Consider the following 17,229-nt stretch of genomic DNA (forward strand, 5'->3'; position numbering starts at 1 on the left):
ATATTTGTTCTGCCTATGACACCCGTCATCAAATGTTGTAAGCAGCATCGCGTTGTTGGAAAAAATCTATAATATCATTGAGTTCACACAGCGAAGTGTTTTCCTTACCGGCAAGGCCGGTACAGGAAAAACCACTTTCCTGAACCAGTTCGTCAGTAAAACATTAAAAAAGCATATTGTGGTGGCGCCTACCGGCATTGCAGCGATCAATGCAGGTGGGGTAACCATTCATTCGATGTTTGGTTTACCCCTTACTTCATTTGTGCCCACAACGGATGCAGTAGACCGGAATGAAGCTATTAATATACCGCAGCTGTTGCCCCATTTCAAGTACCGGAAAGAAAAGCTGGAGCTGTTAAGAGCGCTTGAAATACTGATCATCGATGAGGTATCAATGCTCCGGGCTGATGTACTGGATATGATCGATCTGGCTTTAAAAACAGCCCGGCGCTCTTCACTGGCCTTTGGCGGAGTGCAGTTGCTGCTGATCGGCGATCTGTATCAGCTGCCCCCGGTTGTAAAATCTGCCGCTGAAAAACTGCTGACGCCCTATTATGCCTCCCCGTATTTTTTTGAATCAAAGGCACTGAAAAGCACCCCTTTTGTTACGGTGGAACTTTCCACGGTATTCCGCCAAAGCGATGCCCTGTTCATCTCCCTTCTTAATGCGATCCGCGAGGGTGAAAAAAGCCGGATCGATTTTGAGTTGCTGAATACCCGGTATCAACCTTCTTTCGAACCGCAGGATCATTACATCTACCTGGTGTCGCACAATCATATGGCCGACCGGATCAATAGCAGCCGGCTGGAATTGCTGCCGGGTGCGGCGGTTCCTTGTCCGGCCATTATCAGCGGCGATTTTAAGGAACATCTTTATCCCAATGATCCCCAGCTGGTATTGAAACCCGATGCACAGGTCATGTTCATCCGCAACGATGCTTCCGAAGCAAAAAAATATTATAACGGAAGGATCGCCCGGGTGGTACGGGTCGAGGACGACAAGGTCGTTGTGATACCGGAAGGAACTGAAGCAGAACTCGCCGTAGAACGCGAAGTATGGGAAAACAAGAAATACTATCTGGATGAAAAGAAAGAAATACAGGAAGAGGTTACCGGCAGTTACGAACAATTCCCCTTCCGGCTGGCCTGGGCCGTTACGATCCATAAGAGCCAGGGACTTACATTTGACAAAGTGATCATCGACGCCGGGGCTTCTTTTACCAACGGCCAGGTATATGTGGCCCTAAGCCGCTGCAGGACCCTGGAAGGTATTGTGCTGAAGTCCCCCATCCGGGCATCGAACATCTTCCGGGATACAAGGATCAGTGATTTTCATGAAGCCACCGATGCCTCGGAACAAATCGCATCGATCTACGAAGAAGAAAAGCATACGTTTGCCATCAGCAAACTGCTGCAAACCTTCAACAGTGCACCGATTTTAACCGCAGTGGAAAACTGGATCGCAGCTGCCGAAAACCCGCTGATCCAGCACATGGATTTTTCCGGTGTATCCGAGCCGGTACAGCAATCGGCCACACTTCTCGAAAGTACTTTTCTGAAATTTGAACATTTTATCCATCGCCAGATGCGTACGATCACCGCAGAAACCTGGCGCACGATCAGCGAAAAAAGCGCTGGCGCCGTTAATTATTTCTTTGACCTGGTGCAGACCAGACTTCTTGATCCCGTAAAAGCACATTACAGCAAAACCAAGAACCAGAAAGGGGCCAAAGCTTATAACCGCACGGTGGAAACCCTGACTGAAGAACTGCAGCAGTACCTGCTTCGCCTGATGGACCTGCATTTATTCGACAAAAAGCTCATTGCTGCAGACAGAACCATTACACCCGTTAAAAAAGAGCCCGCCAAACCGTCCCATCTTATCAGTTATGCCCTGCTGGAGGAAGGAATGCGACCTGAAGCCATCGCAGCAGAGCGGAACCTGGCACTCAGTACGGTATTCGGGCACTTTGCCAAGGTGGCTTCCGTGGGAATACTGGATATCCATGTACTTTTTTCAGAAGAGCAGTTGCGTCGGTTTCAAGATGCATTTGAAACAAGAAAATGGGATTCATTAAAGGAAGCAAAAAGCGCCCTGCCCGTTTTTGAATTTCATGAACTGCGCGTGCTCATCAATCATTTTACCTACTGGGCAGCCAAGGGCTCAAAAACAGCAGCCGTTTCCGGTCACTCAAATTAGGGGTGCCAACCGGTCGGGTAAAATAGTATCTTTAAGGAAATCTTTCCGATGCCTTCAAAAACAAGTGCCCTCCTCCTTGTTTTGTTCTTTTTTTCTTCTGCAGCTGCACAAACAAAACAGGTTACCGAATTTACAAGGGGAGGTATATTACTGGTCAAATTAAATAACGGGTTCACCACCGGCTTCCGGTCCGTTACTCCGGATCTTTATACCGGCGGTCTTGCGTTAAGTCCGCAGATAACGGTTGTTGTTAACCGGCTGCGGCTGGGTGCCAATGCCGGTATGGTATACAACAATAAAAGGATCTCTGGTCTCTTCGGCCCTGCAGCCGCATTAAAACTTGCAGACCTCAGGACCCAAAAGCCCATGGCCCTGGCATTTGGAAATATCCAGCTGCTTGCAGAAGCCAACTGGGGTACGCATCGGCAACGCATGGCCGGTGGGGGCATCGGGCTGGAACTCCTGCAAAAAATACAGATCGGCATTACCGCACAACGGGATTATCATTTGAACCAGTGGTGGTTCCAGTCGTTCATCGCCTATCAGTTCAATAAGACCCGTAAGGTCCAACCACAATTTGAATAATCTTCTTTATGAATAAAGCATTGATCATAAGTGGCGGAGGGTCCAAAGGAGCATTTGCTGTTGGTGTTATCAAAGACCTGGAAACCACCTACAGGTTAACCTTCGACACGGTGATAGGAACCAGCACCGGGGCATTGATCGCCCCACTTGCGGCCATGAATCAGCTCGATGTACTGGAAGACCTCTACACCAGTGTTACCACCGGAGACCTCCTTGAAGAAAAGAATCTGGGCACCAGTATCTGGAACGGCAATTCGTTGTATACCGCAAACGGGCTGGGGTCACGGGTGCGACAGATCTACACCGACACTTTTTATGCGCAGCTGCGCACTGCTGCCAAAAAAATATATCTGACCACTACCTGTTTGCAAAGCCAGGAATTAGTGGTCTATACCACAGACCCCGCCCCCGTAACAGCGGGGAGCTATTACCGCATAGAAAAGATAGAGAGCGCCGAGCAGTTCAGAAGAGCGGTAATGGCATCAGCCAGCCAACCGGTATTTATGCCTCCTGTGCGGATCAATAAGGATCTTCCGGGAGCAATTCATCCGGATTACCAGTATGTGGATGGCGGTACCCGCGAATATGCCGGCGTCGGCATTGCGCTGGAAGCCGGTGCGGATGAGCTCTTTACCATCCTGCTTTCCGCCAGGAACAGCGCACCCGACCCGGCAATTTACAATAACCTGCTTTCCATTTTACTGCAAACGGTCGCTGTTTTTATAACCGATGTGGCAGATAATGATCTGTATGCAGCGCGGCAACACATTCACTTTCTCAATTATATCAACCAGGTAAAGGCCGCCATGAGGGCCGATGGTGTCTCCGAAGCTGCACTGGGACGTTATTTCAGCAGTTCCTCCCCGGATTATACAGATCTGATCAACCGTCCTCCGGTAAAATTACATGTACTGCAGCCCGAAACGGCGCTGGACGGCGGTCCCGGCGGGCTTGTTTTTGAACCGGCCAAAATGAAACAAATGGTTCAGCTGGGTAAGATCGCGCTGCAAAACTATGTGGCCCGGTTAAAACCCGGAGAGACTGATTGGGCCTAAAAAAGCCGGCACCCGTTACGGACACCGGCTATTATAATATATCGCAGCATTATCCGTTCAGTACAGCTGTGGCCGTAATTTTTGTATTCAGCAGTTTGCTGATCGGGCAATTTGCCTCAGCATCCCTGACGGCCGCATCGAATTTTTCCTGGTCAATGCCCGGAACCGCAGCCTGAACATCCAGGTGACTTTCCGTTACAGCGCCATTTTCAAAGGTAACCGTACATTTGGTATCGATATTGGTGGCTGTAAAACCGGCTTCATTCAGCACAAAGCTCAGCTTCATGGTAAAACAACCGGCATGAGCCGCTGCTACCAGCTCTTCCGGGTTGGTACCGGGGTTCCCTTCTTCAAAACGTGTTTTAAAAGAATAAGGCGTATCGCTTAACACACCGGATTGTGTCGAGGTCTTACCCGTTCCATCTTTTCCCGTTCCCTGCCAGTTGGCCGTTGCAAAACGTTTCATGAGTTTTATATTTTTATGGTTAAGAGAATGAGGGTTCGATCGCGGTCATTGTTTCTTCGCGGTCTTCCGGTGCTACATATTCCAGTATGAAATTATTCTTTCCGTCTCCGATCATGATCTTCAGAAAGCTCTGCTGCACCAGCTCCAGAACGGAGAGGAAGAGGAAGATCGCGTGCACACGGGTCTCTGCGTAATCAAACAGCTTTTCGAAAGAAAGTGTCTTGGCACGCTGCGCCTCTTCCATTACCTTGACCCGGCTGTTTTCCATGGAATAGTTGTACCGTACTACCGTATGCACCGGAGTATTTATCTTATCAGAATACCGCTGCATCGCTTTTTCAAACGCCTTCATCAGCTTGAACATGGTAATGGCGTGTATCTCGGTGCCTTCGCCTGCTTCTTCCCCGATCACCGACAGTTCTTTCTGAATATTCCCCCTTTTTACCATCAGCATCCGCATCGCTTCAAGCTCGGCCATTTGTGCTGACGCTTCCTTAAAGCGTTTATATTCCAGTATCTTGTTCACCAGTTCTTCCCTCGGATCGATCTCGTTACCCTGCGCATCCAGTTCCTTGCGCGGGATCAGCATTTTTGCCTTGATGCGCATAAGCGTGGAAATAAAAAGAATGAATTCACTCGACAATTCGATGTTCAGGGCTTCCTGTTCACGGATATATACCAGGAAATCGTTGGTGATCTTTGTAATAGGGATATTGTAAATATCGAGTTCATCCCGCTCTATAAAGAATAGCAGGAGGTCAAAAGGCCCTTCGAACTGGGAAAGCTTTATCTGATATGTTGTACTCACCTGAAAATATTGAACAGTGAAAAGAAGACAAATGTAATAAATAAGGGCCTGACACTAAAAAACGTCCTGTGATGCAGGACGTTTTGTGAATAAGTTGGGCAGATTTTTATTGCTTTTTCAGCGCATCCCTGATTTCCATCAGTAACTGGTCTGTAGAAGAAGGTGCCGCTGCTTCCGCAGGGGTCTCTTTCTTCATTCTATTCATTGCTTTCACCATCCAGAAAATCACCAGGGCCAGCAACAGAAAATTAATGGCAATTGTGATAAAGTTACCATAAGCGAAAATGGAAGTATCCGCGATTTTCCGCGCTTCTTCCAGTTTGGTACCTGGAGGGACATTCCCTTTCAGCACCAGGTAAAGACTGCTGAAGTCCGGTTTTCCGATGATCGCGCCTACTACCGGCATAATAAGATCATCAATAATGCTTGATACAATTTTGCCAAAGGCCCCACCAATAATAACACCCACGGCCAGGTCAACCGCATTCCCTTTTATGGCAAATTCCTTAAATTCTTTAAGCATTCCCATGTGTTTGAATTTTTAAGTTATAAAATAGTGATTGGATTATTGATATTTCGGGGCAAATAATGTACGTTAAACGGCCATTATTTCTTTTTCCTTTACAGCCAGGTATTTTTCAACAGTGGCAATGTACTTGTCTGTAAGTTGCTGGGCTACTGCTTCTGCGTCTTTCATGCCATCTTCGCTCAATCCTTCCTTCTGCAGTTTTTTAATCCCTTCAATTACTTCCCGGCGGGCACTGCGGATTCCTATTTTTGAGTTTTCGCCTTCAGCAAAACTTTTCTTCACCAGTTCTTTTCTGCGTTCTTCTGTAAGGGGGGGCAGGAACAGGCGTATATTGACACCATCATTTTGGGGATTCAGGCCGATGTTGGCAGCGATGATTGCCCGTTCGATAGGCTGCAGCATATTTTTTTCCCAGGGCTGAATATTGATGGTACGGGCATCAAGCACGGTAATATTTCCCACCTGGTTAATCGGCATAGCGGATCCGTAATAGTCGACAAAGATCCCATCCAGTATCTGTGGTGTTGCTTTTCCGGCGCGTATTTTTGCCAGTCCTGCCTCCAGGTGCGTAATGGCTTTCTTCATACCCTCTTCCGATGATTCAATTAGCTTACTTACTTGTTCCTGCATAAAATCAAAAAATTTAAAGACGCAAATCTAATGAAAGGAACCGAAACAATGGAAAACCCGGCCGGAAATGAATAAATTACAATGGCTTAATGCACCTTATCCTGAACTTTTTCTTTGGTCTGGAGATTGATAACCTTGGATTGTGCAGACGGAGCTGCCCGTTGCTGCCGGTTTTGATTGACCACATACCTCCGGTGAATAACCAGTTTCCGTTTCGGCAGGGTATAGTAAAGAAAGGCCAATGCCAGGAATGAGGTGCCAAAAAGAGCTATGATAAGAGCCGTATTCCCAAAGTTGCGGGTCAGGTAAGTAATCAGGATCAGGGATATATTTGCAGAAACACAAATCAATGTAACAGTGGAATGCCCCAGGCCACGATCCAGCAGCAAATGATGCACATGGTTCCGGTCTGGTGAAAAAGGCGACCTTCCCCTGAGGATCCGGTTTCCAAAAACACGTATGGTATCCACCAATGGCACGATCAGCACCGAAACACCTACGGCAACTGCCGAGGTAATGGGCAAGGCTGCTCCCGGCTGGCTGGCCACATCAATAAATTTCAATACCAGTATGGATACCACCATACCCACCAGCAAAGAACCGGAGTCGCCCATAAAGATCTTTGCCGGGTGATAATTGAAAATAAGGAATGCCATTAAAGCGGCGGAAAGTGCAAATGAAAAACCTGCATAAGGGTACATTTTCGCCAGCAGGAAATAGGTTCCGAAAAGCAGGGTGGCCATCAGCCCCAGGCTTCCGGAAAGCCCGTCAATTCCGTCGATCAGGTTATACGCATTGATGATAAGGATAATAGTAAAATAGGTCAATGGAACGCCGTACATAGGATCCAGTGTCTCCATTCCCAAAAAACCGTGCATGCTTTCCAGACGGATGCCGCCCAGGTGGATGATAATGGCTGCCGCAATGATCTGCGCCACGAATTTCTTTGTGGCGGATAATGCAATAAGGTCATCCTTCAGTCCGATAAAAAAGGTCAGGGTAGCGGCGGCAAAAAAATAACGGATCTCCGGTGTGTTTGTAAAATTAAGACAAAGCAAACCAGCAAAAAGAAAGCCGATAAAAACACCGACACCTCCAAGAGAGGCTATTGCATGGGTGTGTAACTTACGCTCATCCGGGATATCATAGAGTTTTTTCTTATCCGCAATGAGCATTACTACAGGAATTGCGAGAAACGCAACTGTAAAAGCTACAACAGCTGTCACCAGAATTTCAAGCATCAAATAAGGTTTACGACGACAAAAGTAAGCTTTATCACCAAGATACCAATTTTTATACAGATTTTAATTCCGGAACAAAAACCGGGAAGTCCAGAATTCATTGCTAATGAACAGGAATTATCAAAAAAAAAGCGCACTTTTGCTGTTCAAAAAACAGATTATGGCAAGTTTACAGGAAATTGCATCACAGGTTAGGCGTGATATTGTACGAATGGTTCACGGAGCGAACAGCGGCCACCCCGGAGGCTCTCTTGGATGCGCTGATTTTTTAACAGCCCTGTACTTTAAGGAAATGAAACATGATCCCTCCTTTAATATGGATGGTATCAATGAAGACCTTTTCTTTTTGTCCAACGGCCATATTTCCCCCGTATTTTATTCGGTGCTGGCCCGCTCGGGATATTTTGATATAAAAGAGCTGGCTACCTTCAGAAAAATAGACAGCCGTTTGCAGGGACACCCGGCCACACACGAGCACCTTCCGGGTATACGGGTAGCGAGCGGGTCGCTCGGACAGGGAATGAGTGTTGCCATCGGCGCTGCTTTAAGCAAAAAAATGAACAAGGATCCGCACCTGGTATTCTCACTGCACGGAGACGGGGAGCTGAATGAAGGACAGAACTGGGAAGCCATTATGTTTGCCGCGGCACATAAAGTAGACAATCTCATATCCACCGTGGACTGGAACGGCCAGCAGATCGATGGTCCTACGGATAAAGTGCTGAACATGGGTAACCTTGCCGAAAAATTCAAAGCATTTGGCTGGGAAGTGATGGAGATGAACGGAAACGATATGGACGAAGTGGTAGCCACTATTGAAAAAGCCAAAGCCGCTACCGGTAACGGAAAACCGATCGCTATCATGATGCACACCGTGATGGGCAAGGGGATTGATTTTATGGAGAATGATCACGGTTGGCACGGTATCGCACCCAATGACGAACAGCTGGCAAAAGCCCTGGCACAATTGCCGGAAACGCTGGGAGATTACTAAGCGTTACAGCTTGCAGATTACAGGTTCTGTCTGAATACTGCTGATCTGTATACGATTCCCAAGTGAAAAGTTGAAGGGCAAGAAGTCCGGCATTCGGAACCTCGCAGAAATAAGAAATTGAAAGAACAATAAAAGGTTACAGCATTCATAAGCGGTAGCCTTTTTTATTGTCTACTCTGCTTTGAGAGAGAACTCTTTTCTTGAAGCCTTCCAGGCCGGTGCCCATGAGGCAATAAAAGCAATCACCATTACCGTTACCGCCACCAGGAGGAAATCTCTCAGCTTTAGTGTTACCGGAAAATAATCAATCAAAAAAGAACCACCCTGTAAGGGTACCAGGTGAAACTGCTGCTGCAACAGCACCAGTAATAATGCCAGCAACATACCCATGCCTCCCCCGATAAAAGCCAGTAAAAAACCTTCATTAAGAAATATCCTCAGAATAAACCTGCGGTCAGCACCCAAGGCGTTCAGCACACTGATGTCCTTTTGCTTTTCAAGCACCAGCATGGTAAGTGCACCTACCATATTAAATGCCGCCACCACCAGTATCAGGCTGAGAATGGCATAGAATACCCACCGTTCCAGGTTCATGATCGCATATAAACTCTGATTCTGCTGGTAACGGTCCTGGACCCGGAAAGCATTGCCCAGCAATCGCTGAATGGACTGCTGAACCTTAGCCGTAGCAGCCGGATCCTTAACGGCGATCTCGATCCCGCTGAATTCATTGGGGTTTATTCCCATTGCCTGCTGCAGGAAACGGATCTGCGTAATGGCATATTTGTTGTCGAAATCCTGCTGGATGATAAAAGTACCCGCACTTCTTATGGTGTCGGGTGTAATATTATTGACCGCATCAAATTCTTCCGATTCACTTTTACGGGGGATATATATACTGATCGGCTCTACATTTGGATTGGCGCGTATGCTCAGTGACCCCTCGATACCACCACCCACCACCAGCCTGGGATGGTCTGCCGTTCCGATATCAAAACGGCCGCTTACGATATGGCCCGCGATATTATTCACATTACGGAACCGGTCGTCCACACCCTTGAGGGATACCAGGGCCTGGTTGTCACCATTCCGCAGGATCGCTTTTTCTTCTACTACCAGTGAGTAATTCCGTAATCCGTTAACGCCCCTTAATTGCTGCAGCTGCTGCTCACTCAGCGTAAGAAATTTACCCGAGGCGGGTGTTACTTTAATATCGGGATAAAAAGAGGAATAAAGCGATTTTACCAGGCCTTCAAAACCATTGAACACACTCAGCACCAGGATCAGCGCCGCCGTTCCGATCATAATGGCCACAATACAGATCCAGGCGATAATATTGATCACATTGGTCGACTTCTTGGCCCTGAAATAACGCCACGCAAATAGAAACTGCAATTTATATGATTTTGATGGTTGGTTATGTGCTTGAGCTGCTGGCTGTCAGCTTTGAGCTTTCAGCTATCAGGTAGCTGCTGAAATCAACGCCGTTATCCGCATCCGGCTTTAAGATCCTTTTACAGCCAGCGGCTGATAATACCCAAAGCGATCGCTGATGCCTGACGCTTTATTCCGGCCTTCCGTTCTGCTTCCGTTCTTCTTCGATTTTCTTAAACAGCTCTTCCATTTTAAACACGTGGTCCAGGGTATCGTCTGCATAAAATTTCAATACCGGAATATTGCGCAGCTGATGTCTTACGGCCGCAGCCAGCTCTTTTTTTATCTCATGATGCCGCTCCTCAATTTTATGAAGTGCCGCTCCGGCATCATTCACCTGGAAAAAACTCAGGTAAAAGCGGGCCTCCAGCAGATCGGGCGTTATCATAACGCCTGAAATAGACACCATTCCCCCATCGATCATATTCAGACCCAGCTTTTGAAAAATGCCGTTCATCTCTTCATTGAGCAGTGCGGCCACCTGCTTCTGACGTTTACTTTCCTGCATAATCTTCTCTTTCTGTTCTGTGTAAAATTAGTTACTTTACAGGTTTTAGTGACCATAACCTTAAGGAATGAAGAAATATTCAAGGGTTTTATATTACCTGCGCCCCTACAAAGGCGGTATTTTCCTGTTTTTTTTGTTCACTGTTTTGTCCATTGTTTTTGCGCTGTTCAGCTTTGCCCTTCTGCAGCCCTTTTTTGATATCATCTTTTACGGCGATAAAAAGCCGGCAGTTGCTGCAGAGACAGCTCCCAATATTTTAACAAATCTCAAAGGTTTTCTAATCGCGCTGGTAAATGGAACAGATCTGACGGCGGTGCAGCTGCTGGGTGCCATCTGTATGGTGCTGATCGTTGCCATCTTTTTAAAGAATCTTTTTCTTTACCTCTCCGCATATGTATTAAATCCGATTAAGAATAAGATCGTAAACACCTTCCGGTCGGATATTTATGACAAAATACTGCTATTACCGATCGGTTATTTTACAGAACAGCGCAAGGGCGATATCCTCAGCCGGGTCACCAATGATGTGAACGAGGTGGAGGGATCAGTGATCGGCGTACTGGAAGGCTGGATCAAGGATCCGCTCAATATTATTTTTACACTTATTGCATTGTTTTTGATCAGTCCTGTCCTTACAGGGTTCATACTCCTGTGCATTCCGGTGATCGGTTTTATACTGGGGCGCATTTCAAAAGCTCTGAAACGCCAGTCGAATGAGGCCGCCATCAAATTAGGTGAATCCCTGTCGATCCTGGATGAAACCCTGAATGGTCTGCGGGTGATCAAGGCCTTTAATGTCGAAAACCTTTTAAGAGGACGGTTCGATGCGGTGAATGATGCATTGACCGATGCCAAGAACCGCATCAGCCGCAGGCGCGATATGGCCTCGCCCATGTCCGAATTCCTGGGGGTTATGGTATTTGTAGGCATCCTCTGGTTTGGAGGCCGGCTGATCCTTTCTGACCGCATAGACCTGGAAGCCCCCGATTTTTTTGCGTACCTGGCCATGTTTTACAATCTTATCAACCCGGTCAAAACGCTTTCCACCTCCTTCAGCAATTTAAATAAGGGAGCCGCGGCCATCCGGCGGATCGAAGAGGTACTGAACACCCCTGTAACGGTTGATGAGAACCCCAACGGCATTGAGCTGAAACAGTTTGAAGAAGCGATCACTTTTCAAAACGTAACCTTTGCCTATGACGAGCATATTATCTTACGGGATATTGATCTTTCCATAAAGAAAGGCCAGACCATTGCCCTGGTGGGCTCTTCCGGCTCCGGCAAATCTACCCTGGCCGACCTTATACCGCGTTTTCATGATGCCACAAAAGGCGCCGTGCTGATCGATGGCATCAATATAAAGGACTATTCCCTGCACTCCGTCCGGAGCCTCATGAGTATTGTAACACAGGAGCCCATTTTATTTAATGACACCATCACCAGCAATATTGCGCTGGGTGAAGTGGGCGCCAGTGCCGAAGCCATTGAGCAGGCAGCAAAAATTGCAAACGCCCATCATTTTATTATGCACAAGGAACAGCAATATGCCACCAATATCGGAGACCGCGGCAGTAAGCTGAGCGGTGGAGAGCGCCAGCGCCTTACCATCGCCCGGGCGCTGCTAAAGAACCCACCCATCCTCATCCTGGATGAGGCGACTTCTTCGCTGGACACGGAAAGCGAAAGGCTGGTGCAGGATGCCATCAATAAAATGATGCAGCACCGGACCAGCATCGTGATTGCCCACCGCCTGAGTACGATCCGGAACGCGGATGAGATCATCGTACTTCAAAAAGGAAAGATCGTGGAGCGGGGTACTCATCACAGCCTGCTGGAACAGAACGGGTTTTATAAAAAGCTGGTGGAAATGCAGGAAGTGAAGTGAGACTGGAGCTGTCAGCATTCCGCATTCATTTGTCAGACCAGTGCTGGTTACTGAATGCTGCTTGCTGACAGCTAATTGCTTAATTCAACAACCCTAATGTATGCCGGATGCGTTGCATCGTTTCCTTTTTCCCCAGGATCGCAGCGATATCAAACACATGCGGACCAAATTTTCCACCCACCAGCATGATGCGCAATGGCAACATCACTTCTCCGGGCTTGAGCTGACTGGCTGCAGCGATCTCTTTAAAGCTATTCTCCAGCACTGCCGCTTCCCAGGTATCGGTAAGTTCATAATTGCGGATCAGCTCTGTAAAAAATAATTGCTTGGCCTCATTCCACTTGGGCTGAATGGCTGCAATATCAATATTTTCAGGCGTTTGAAAAAAATAAGCTGTCTGCTCGTAGAAGTCAGGTAGTAACGTGGTACGGTCCTTTACCATTTCCACGATCTGCTGTAGTGCCCCGTCATCCGTAACCGGAAGTTCTTTTGCAATCAGCATTTCCTTCACGCGTTGTGTGAGGTCCTCCGGTGCCAGTTTTTTGATCCATTCGTGGTTGTACCATTTTGCCTTTTCATAGTCGAATTTGGCCCCGGAACTGTGTACCCGGTCCATTGAAAATTTGCGGATCAGTTCTTCCAGCGAAAATACTTCCTGTTCGGTACCATCGTTCCATCCCAACACTGCCAGCAGGTTGATAAATGCTTCAGGTAAAAATCCTTTTTCTTTAAACCCTTCCGTCAGCTCGCCGCTCTTGGGGTCGGTCCAGTTCATTGCAAATACAGGGAACCCGTATTTAGCGCCGTCCCGCTTGCTCAGTTTTCCGCTGGGCCCCAGGATCAGCGGAAAATGTGCCCATTGCGGCATTTGCTCCAGACCAAACAGGTATTGCCACAACAGGATGTGCACCGGCGCACTGGGCAGCCATTCTTCCCCGCGGAATGCATGCGTTATCTTCATTAAATAATCATCCACCACTACCGCCAGGTGATAGGTCGGCATTCCATCTGCTTTCAGCAGTACCTTATCATCCACAAGGGAGGTATTAAAGTTCACTTCGCCCCGGATCATATCCGTAAAACCGATGGTTTCATTCTCCGGCATCCGGATGCGGATCACATGCCGTGTATTTTCCTTCAGCAGCCGCGCTACTTCTTCCTTTGACAGTGTCAGCGAATTACGCATTTTGCCGCGCACCTGATGATCATATTGCGGGGAAGGGTTTTGTTCTGTTTTAAAATCCCGGCGCATCTGTTCCAGCTCTTCAGGCGTATCAAATGCATAATAGGCCCTGCCATTTTCCACCAGCTGTTCTGCATAGCTGCGATAAAGCTCTTTGCGTTCGCTCTGCCGGTAAGGACCGTACGCACCGCCGTGCTTTACGCTTTCGTCCGGCTCCAGGCCGGCCCAGGCCAGGCATTGAAAAATGTATTCCTCTGCACCCGGCACAAAGCGGGTCTGATCGGTATCTTCGATCCGTAAAATAAAATCGCCGCCGTGCTGACGGGCAAACAAATAGTTGTATAACACAGTTCTTACACCGCCCAGATGCAGACCGCCCGTGGGCGAGGGTGCAAAACGTACCCGTACTTTTTTATCCGTTGTCATAGTGGGCAAAGGTACGACTTGATTGCTGGGATTTAAGGTTTTGCAAGTTGAGATTTGAGATTTGGGTTTTGAGATTTGGATTTTGAGATTTGAGATTTAATTAGATTACCGTTTATCAGAAAAGCAAGCTGCATTCATCAGGGCTGTGGCAGTGTTATTTCAGGCACGGCCGTTATTACCACCGGGCCCAGCAGACCGGATACCCGCAGCAGTGTTTCTGCGCCGTCCTTTTCAAATTTGATCACGTTGGTCCGGGTCTTTCGTGCTGCTTCAGGCAGTTTGCTGTCGCCGATAAGCCGGTTCGTCCAAAGGTTCACCACTGCTACTTTTATTTCATTGCGGCCGGCCTTAACCAGACTGGTAATGTCTGCACGGAACGGGAAACACCAGTTTGCAGGCAGCTGCTTCCCGTTAACGGTTATAGCAGCAAGATCCTGAACATTCCCCAGGTCAAGAAAGATCCGGCTACTCTTTAATGCCGCTGCCGGCAGCTCAACCGCAGTGGTATAGTCGCCTTTTCCGGAATAGTATTTTGCTTTGGGATCTTCCAGCGCGGTCCAGGACCTCAATGTATCAAGTGATAAAGCATTTGCAGGTCCCCATAAAGGATCGAATTTCAGTTTCCAGGGCTTATCCACCGGAAGCTCCTTCCTGCCCGGAGCATCCAGGCTTGTCTTCTTTCCATCGGACCAGGTAAGGGTATAGGTCCCTGCTTCATATAAGTCGGCAATGACTTGCTGGCCCTTCCGGTAAAACTGTGCCTGCGGATACGTCTTCGCCGTCATTTTATTGCCGGGGAAAATTGCCTGCCCTTCATATTCGGCCGCTGTAATATGAACATGGGGTGCATCCGGCTTTTTAAACATGATGAATTTTGACCCGCCCGGCTCAAAATGAAGCGGGACGATGGTGCGGCCGTTCTCTTCCCGGTATACCGCAAGTTCCGTCACCTCACCCGTTACAGCGTCCCAGAGTTGCGGAACCTTTCCGGTAACACGGAAACTGGCCTCGATCTGTTCATAACGATCCGGGGCTGTTGGAAGATAGCGGTATTCAAAATCATTGTACTGCCGGTGCTCAAACCGGTTCGATAAGAAATAGATATCAGCATCATTTAAACAGCGATGGATATAATCGAAGGAAGCCCCCGGATCCGCAGCCGTAAAGCTGAAATCCGGCGTTACCTGCATGGAAGCAAGCACATCGGGAAGGGGTTTCCCCCAGATGACCCGGCCCTGTCCGTACCGGTTTTCCGTTACAGCTACTCCGTCGATCCTGCCCCACAGGCGGTCTGCAACAGTGCGGAGTTCTTTATCGCTTCCGGGATAATCTGTAAGACCCGTTGCAGATCCGGGACGCGGAGCATACAGGGTCATCCCCTGTTTTACCAGCAGTTCCACTTTCTTTAATACGTCCAGACTGATCGCCTGCTCCGGCGGAAGCACCAGCAGCCGGTATTGCATGCCGTCGGGCAGCAGGATCCTGCCGTCTTTTATGCTGAGCCGGTTTAACACTACATCCCTGGAACATTTATCCCAGTCGTAACCAAAAGGAAGCTGTGGAAATTCTTCTTTTAAGAAAACAAAATTGGGCACATCATCTCCGTAATAATACAGCACATCCGCTGTAAATAATCCCTGCTGCAGCAGGTAGCTGGCGCGGTTCAGGTAGGATAGAAAAGCGCCCGCTTCCTGCCACCAGGTAACATTGGGATTCATATGGGTGCCGGCAAAATACTCATTGCCCGGCAGGCCGTATTCTTTTGGTGATGAGGTGAAGGTATGCCACACGATGCGGTTGACACCGGAACAAAAGATACGGTCGATATTACTTTTCAGATCCTTTGGAGCACGCTCCCATTGCGGGCCGATGCTGGTAGGGCCCTCTGCTGCAACAAAACGTTTCCCGTTGGTATGCGCCACACAGGCGCTTTGTTTTACGATCAGGCGGGCCGCATCCGAAACCCGGTGCGTATTGGCCATAGCCCAGAATTCGCCCTGGGGAAAATCATTGATCCCCATTACCTGCAATGCGTCTATCGGGGCTGAATGCGGACCACCGGATTCCGGATGTATCCCCATCCCGTTCTGATGTGCCGTTTTGTAAAACAGCCGGTAATGATTATCCAGGATGCAGTCTCCCACGGTTTTTCTGAAGTCGTACAAAAAGCGGTTGGTCAGTCCCTGGTCTTCCACCAGGTAACCCGCCAGCACCGGCATGAACCGGCTGATATCGTACCCCCTGCGTTTGCGGAACTCCGCGGGAAAATCCTGTGTCCAGTTAACCACGCCCATCTCCCAGCTGTCTGTCTGAAGATAGCGTACGCTATTTCCGGCAGTCTTTGCCGTTGTGATCAACGGGGAAATCACTGAACGGTTGAACAGGTCAAAGGCAGCGGGGTTCAGATGATCCAGCGATAATCCGTTCCAGCCATCGCTGGTGGTAGAGGTCATTACGCCCGTGTTGGTCCAGCCATAGCGGATAATGATCCATTCCCCCGGCGGAGCCTCCCATTTGAGCAGCTTTCCATCAAAGTACTTTGTCAGGTCGACGATCGTGCTTTGCTGCAAAGGTGTTGTTCCGGATACGGTATCAAAGCCCGCCCGGAATTTATACAGCGGGTAGATGCCGGCACCGCCCATCGAACGGTTGAATGTTTTTAATGACCAGTCGGCAATCGCTGCATCTTTCAAAAGAACATTGCCTGCGGGCCTGCGGATGGCCTGCACCAGCACATCCCGGTACATGATTGTTGCGGGCGGCTGCGGCAGTGCTAAAGAAAGCTTTCTTCCTCCGCTGATCAGGGTATCTGCAGTAACCATTTTTTTGAGTGCGTATTCCGGCGTAACAAATGGCCCGCCGGGATTCCAGCCACTCTGGATGTTCACACTCAGTTCAATACCCAACCGGTCGGCTTCCTTTACAGCATGCCGGTAAAGCTCCATCCATTGCGGACTCATAAAAACGGGCCCTGCCGCGGTCTTGCGCGCTTCGTTATAACTGGAGCTGCCGGCATCCACCAGGGAGGCGCCTCCATATCCTTTTTTCTTCATCTCCTCCAGGTCCCGTGTAATGGAGGCTTTGGTGGCCATGCTGTTGAGCCACCACCAGTAGCAGCGTAATCTTGCCTCCGGAGGTGGTATGGTAAACCCTTTTTTGATCTGATCGACAGATAGATTTTTAGTGGTGTGCAGATCATAACCACCCGGCTGTCCGTTCAGGATTTGCGTTCCGACGATCAAATAAATACTTAGGAAAAAAATGCTGCGTATCATTTTTATTAAA

Annotated in this window: 14 protein-coding genes; 5 read left to right on the forward strand and 9 right to left on the reverse strand. The window is 48.5% G+C overall.

The genetic code is table 11. The features are described from left to right. The first annotated feature begins 55 nt into the window (after positions 1-55). Genes K7B07_RS07895 through K7B07_RS07905 form a run of 3 tightly spaced genes read left to right on the forward strand, consistent with a single transcriptional unit; the run spans position 56 to position 3,840 of the window. Positions 56-2,200 carry a helix-turn-helix domain-containing protein gene (locus K7B07_RS07895; RefSeq protein ID WP_223708755.1) on the forward strand — a complete coding sequence of 715 codons (2,145 nt, stop codon included), beginning with the start codon at positions 56-58 and terminating at the stop codon, positions 2,198-2,200. Positions 2,201-2,248: 48 nt separating this feature from the next. Further along, positions 2,249-2,785 (forward strand): hypothetical protein, encoded by a 537-nt coding sequence (locus K7B07_RS07900; protein WP_223708756.1) that lies wholly within the window; start codon positions 2,249-2,251, stop codon positions 2,783-2,785. A gap of 8 nt (positions 2,786-2,793) precedes the next feature. Next, positions 2,794-3,840, forward strand: a complete 1,047-nt coding sequence (locus K7B07_RS07905) for a patatin-like phospholipase family protein (protein ID WP_223708757.1) — start codon at positions 2,794-2,796, stop codon at positions 3,838-3,840. 49 nt (positions 3,841-3,889) lie between these two features. On the opposite strand, the gene K7B07_RS07910 is transcribed toward K7B07_RS07905, so the two are convergent. The 5 genes from K7B07_RS07910 to K7B07_RS07930 form a co-directional block, all read right to left on the reverse strand. Beyond that, a complete protein-coding gene (locus K7B07_RS07910) occupies positions 3,890-4,306 on the reverse strand; it encodes an OsmC family protein (RefSeq protein ID WP_223708758.1) in 417 nt (138 codons plus the stop codon). A gap of 19 nt (positions 4,307-4,325) precedes the next feature. Next, positions 4,326-5,114, reverse strand: coding sequence for a segregation and condensation protein A (locus K7B07_RS07915; RefSeq protein ID WP_223708759.1), 789 nt, complete (start codon positions 5,112-5,114; stop codon positions 4,326-4,328). Positions 5,115-5,220: 106 nt separating this feature from the next. Next, positions 5,221-5,637 (reverse strand): large conductance mechanosensitive channel protein MscL, encoded by a 417-nt coding sequence (gene mscL, locus K7B07_RS07920; RefSeq protein WP_338041188.1) that lies wholly within the window; start codon positions 5,635-5,637, stop codon positions 5,221-5,223. Between the two features lie 72 nt (positions 5,638-5,709). After that, complete coding sequence (gene frr, locus K7B07_RS07925; protein ID WP_223708762.1) at positions 5,710-6,273, reverse strand: ribosome recycling factor; 564 nt, start codon at positions 6,271-6,273, stop codon at positions 5,710-5,712. A gap of 86 nt (positions 6,274-6,359) precedes the next feature. After that, on the reverse strand, positions 6,360-7,514 hold the full coding sequence (locus K7B07_RS07930; RefSeq protein WP_223708763.1) for a glycosyltransferase family 4 protein: 1,155 nt from the start codon (positions 7,512-7,514) through the stop codon (positions 6,360-6,362). A gap of 160 nt (positions 7,515-7,674) precedes the next feature. Between K7B07_RS07930 and K7B07_RS07935 the strand changes: the two genes are divergently transcribed. After that, positions 7,675-8,508, forward strand: a complete 834-nt coding sequence (locus tag K7B07_RS07935; protein ID WP_223708765.1) for a transketolase — start codon at positions 7,675-7,677, stop codon at positions 8,506-8,508. A 171-nt stretch (positions 8,509-8,679) separates the two neighbouring features. On the opposite strand, the gene K7B07_RS07940 is transcribed toward K7B07_RS07935, so the two are convergent. Beyond that, positions 8,680-9,903, reverse strand: coding sequence for an FtsX-like permease family protein (locus K7B07_RS07940; protein WP_223708766.1), 1,224 nt, complete (start codon positions 9,901-9,903; stop codon positions 8,680-8,682). A gap of 169 nt (positions 9,904-10,072) precedes the next feature. Next, on the reverse strand, positions 10,073-10,450 hold the full coding sequence (locus K7B07_RS07945; protein WP_223708768.1) for a ribosome-binding factor A: 378 nt from the start codon (positions 10,448-10,450) through the stop codon (positions 10,073-10,075). Positions 10,451-10,517: 67 nt separating this feature from the next. Between K7B07_RS07945 and K7B07_RS07950 the strand changes: the two genes are divergently transcribed. After that, positions 10,518-12,335, forward strand: a complete 1,818-nt coding sequence (locus K7B07_RS07950) for an ABC transporter ATP-binding protein (protein WP_223708770.1) — start codon at positions 10,518-10,520, stop codon at positions 12,333-12,335. 79 nt (positions 12,336-12,414) lie between these two features. On the opposite strand, the gene gltX is transcribed toward K7B07_RS07950, so the two are convergent. Next, positions 12,415-13,944: a glutamate--tRNA ligase gene (gene gltX / locus K7B07_RS07955; RefSeq protein ID WP_223708772.1), complete on the reverse strand. Its 1,530-nt coding sequence runs from the start codon at positions 13,942-13,944 to the stop codon at positions 12,415-12,417. A gap of 137 nt (positions 13,945-14,081) precedes the next feature. Then, entirely contained in the window at positions 14,082-17,219 is a 3,138-nt protein-coding gene (locus K7B07_RS07960; RefSeq protein WP_223708773.1) for a glycosyl hydrolase, read from the reverse strand. Positions 17,220-17,229 lie beyond the last annotated feature (10 nt).

The sequence above is a fragment of the Niabella beijingensis genome (assembly GCF_020034665.1).
Classification (GTDB): Bacteria; Bacteroidota; Bacteroidia; order Chitinophagales; family Chitinophagaceae; genus Niabella; species Niabella beijingensis.

Coding starts and splice junctions, on each gene's coding strand:
- K7B07_RS07960 (WP_223708773.1), bottom strand. CDS start 17,219: ATGATACGCAGCATTTTTTTCCTAAGTATTTATTTGATCGTCGGAACG.
- K7B07_RS07945 (WP_223708768.1), bottom strand. CDS start 10,450: ATGCAGGAAAGTAAACGTCAGAAGCAGGTGGCCGCACTGCTCAATGAA.
- K7B07_RS07930 (WP_223708763.1), bottom strand. CDS start 7,514: ATGCTTGAAATTCTGGTGACAGCTGTTGTAGCTTTTACAGTTGCGTTT.
- frr (WP_223708762.1), bottom strand. CDS start 6,273: ATGCAGGAACAAGTAAGTAAGCTAATTGAATCATCGGAAGAGGGTATG.
- gltX (WP_223708772.1), bottom strand. CDS start 13,944: ATGACAACGGATAAAAAAGTACGGGTACGTTTTGCACCCTCGCCCACG.
- K7B07_RS07910 (WP_223708758.1), bottom strand. CDS start 4,306: ATGAAACGTTTTGCAACGGCCAACTGGCAGGGAACGGGAAAAGATGGA.
- K7B07_RS07935 (WP_223708765.1), top strand. CDS start 7,675: ATGGCAAGTTTACAGGAAATTGCATCACAGGTTAGGCGTGATATTGTA.
- mscL (WP_338041188.1), bottom strand. CDS start 5,637: ATGCTTAAAGAATTTAAGGAATTTGCCATAAAAGGGAATGCGGTTGAC.
- K7B07_RS07900 (WP_223708756.1), top strand. CDS start 2,249: ATGCCTTCAAAAACAAGTGCCCTCCTCCTTGTTTTGTTCTTTTTTTCT.
- K7B07_RS07905 (WP_223708757.1), top strand. CDS start 2,794: ATGAATAAAGCATTGATCATAAGTGGCGGAGGGTCCAAAGGAGCATTT.
- K7B07_RS07950 (WP_223708770.1), top strand. CDS start 10,518: ATGAAGAAATATTCAAGGGTTTTATATTACCTGCGCCCCTACAAAGGC.